This is a genomic window from Pseudoalteromonas sp. MIP2626, from assembly GCF_013414205.1.
Lineage (GTDB): Bacteria > Pseudomonadota > Gammaproteobacteria > Enterobacterales > Alteromonadaceae > Pseudoalteromonas > Pseudoalteromonas nigrifaciens.
Map to the genome: position 1 here is coordinate 1 of NZ_JAATTW010000100.1, position 2,185 is coordinate 2,185.

Annotated in this window: 2 protein-coding genes; both read left to right on the plus strand. The window is 40.8% G+C overall.

The features are described 5' to 3' along the window. Window positions 1–132 precede the first annotated feature (132 nt). Window positions 133–1,683: an IS21 family transposase gene (gene istA / locus HC000_RS18135; RefSeq protein WP_008466912.1), complete on the plus strand. Its 1,551-nt coding sequence runs from the start codon at window positions 133–135 to the stop codon at window positions 1,681–1,683. 11 nt (window positions 1,684–1,694) lie between these two features. Further along, window positions 1,695–2,185 (plus strand): ATP-binding protein (locus tag HC000_RS18140; RefSeq protein ID WP_179808377.1); only part of this gene is annotated, 491 nt, incomplete at its 3' end.

A 2,185-nucleotide genomic window follows, 5' to 3' on the forward strand; every position in this document is an offset into this window, starting at 1 on the left:
TAAATGATCACTTTTATGCTCTTAATGATTTTGCCGATCAAAGCTTAATACCACTCGTAACCGAGTTCACGTTTTATCATTTTTGTAGGTGTGTTAAACCGTTATCTGAATCGTTTGATGAGGATAACAACAATGACAACAAGACCTATATCTATGAGTAAATTACATTCCATTTTACGGCTGAAGTACTCAGCACAATTATCCCATCGAGAGATTGCCAGAAGTTTAAATATTTCACCTGGTACTGTGGCTAATTACCTTAAAAAGGCCAATGAGTTAGGCTTAAATCAATGGCCAATACCAGAGGATAAACAGCAAAATACATTTTTCAACACCAAACTCAAGCGCTTCTCAACGCGTAAAAAAAGACACCCAACGCCTGACTGGTTAAATATCAATAAAGACTTAAAACAACATAAACACCTAACATTACAGCTCGTATTTGATGAGTTACTTGAAAAAGTGGGTGAGCCTTATTACAGCTACAGTCACTTCTGCCGAGCTTATAAACAATGGTTAGGTACGCAGCGACTCTCAATGCGTCAGCAGCATAAAGGGGGTGAAAAGCTGTTTGTGGATTATTGTGGCCCCACAATTACCATTACTTGTCCGACGACACAAGAAAAGCGCACTGCTCAGATATTCGTTGCTGTGCTAGGTGCATCAAATTATACCTATGCTGAAGCAACGTATAGTCAGCAACTTGAAGATTGGGTAATGAGTCATGCGCGTTGCTTTGAATTTTTAGGCGGCGTTCCTGACGTTGTTATTCCCGATAATCTCAGAAGTGCTGTCAGTAAAACCTGTCGCTACGAGCCTGATTTAAATCCGACGTACCACCAGTTAGCCGAGTACTTTAACGTTGCTGTCATTCCGGCTAGACCTTATAAACCCAAAGATAAATCGAAGGCTGAAGTCGGCGTACAAATTGTTGAGCGTTGGATCATGGCACGCTTACGTAACCAAACCTTCCACAGCTTAGCGCAACTCAATCATGAAATAGCAAAGCTACTGGATATGATGAACAATAAGGTGATGAAGCAATATCAACAATCACGCAAACAGCTATTTGATATGGTGGATAAAAACGCATTAAAGCCATTGCCTGAAAAGCCCTATCAATATACACAAATCAAAACAGTACGTGTGCATATTGATTACCATGTTGAAATAGAAAAACATTACTACAGCGTGCCTTATCTGTGGGTTAAAAAACAATTACGCGCACACATATCCAATCAACTCGTGCAGCTTTATTATGACGGCACTTTAATAGCACAGCATCCTCGCTCAAACCGTTTAGGCGGACATACGACACAGACACATCATATGCCAAAGGCGCATCAAAAACAGCATGAGCAGTCACCGATAAATTTACGCTCATGGGCATTGAGTATCGGTGATTATACTCATCAAGTCGTTGAATTATTGCTTAATAGCAAACGTCATCCAGAGCAAGCTTATCGCACCTGTTTAGGGGTGTTAAGTTTAGCTAAAACGTATTCAAAAGAACGCCTCGAGCGAGCATGTTACCGAGCAATTTGCATGAATACGACCACACACAGATCTATTAAGCAAATGCTGCAAAAAGGGTTAGACCAACAACCATTACCCACACTCCAAACAGAGCCAGAAAAGCCAATTACACACAGCAACATACGTGGCACAGACTACTACCATTAAGGAATGCAAACATGATAGAAACAATTAATCAGCAACTTCAATTGCTCAAGTTATCGGGTATAAAGCAAGCACTCAAGCAGCAGCTTGAACAGCCAAACCTATATCAAGAACAAAGCTTTATAGAGCGCGTCAGTTTATTGCTAACGCATGAAATTGATACGCGTGACCAAAGAAAAATAGAGCGACTGGTGCGACAAGCAAAATTCCGTGTACCGGGTCAGTTAAATCAACTCATTTACTCGCCGAAGCGTAATCTAGATAAAGCACAAATACGCGGCCTCAGCCAAAGCACCTGGCTGAGTTTACATCAGAATATATTAATTACAGGCGCCACAGGCTGTGGCAAAACCTACCTCGCGTGTGCCTTGGGTCACGAGCACTGTTTACAAGGAAAAAGTGTCTTCTATATTCGATTAAAAGAATTACTTGAAAGTCTATTTCTAGCACAGGCCGATGGCAGTTATCGAAAATTATTGGGTAAACTCATTAAATACGACTTACT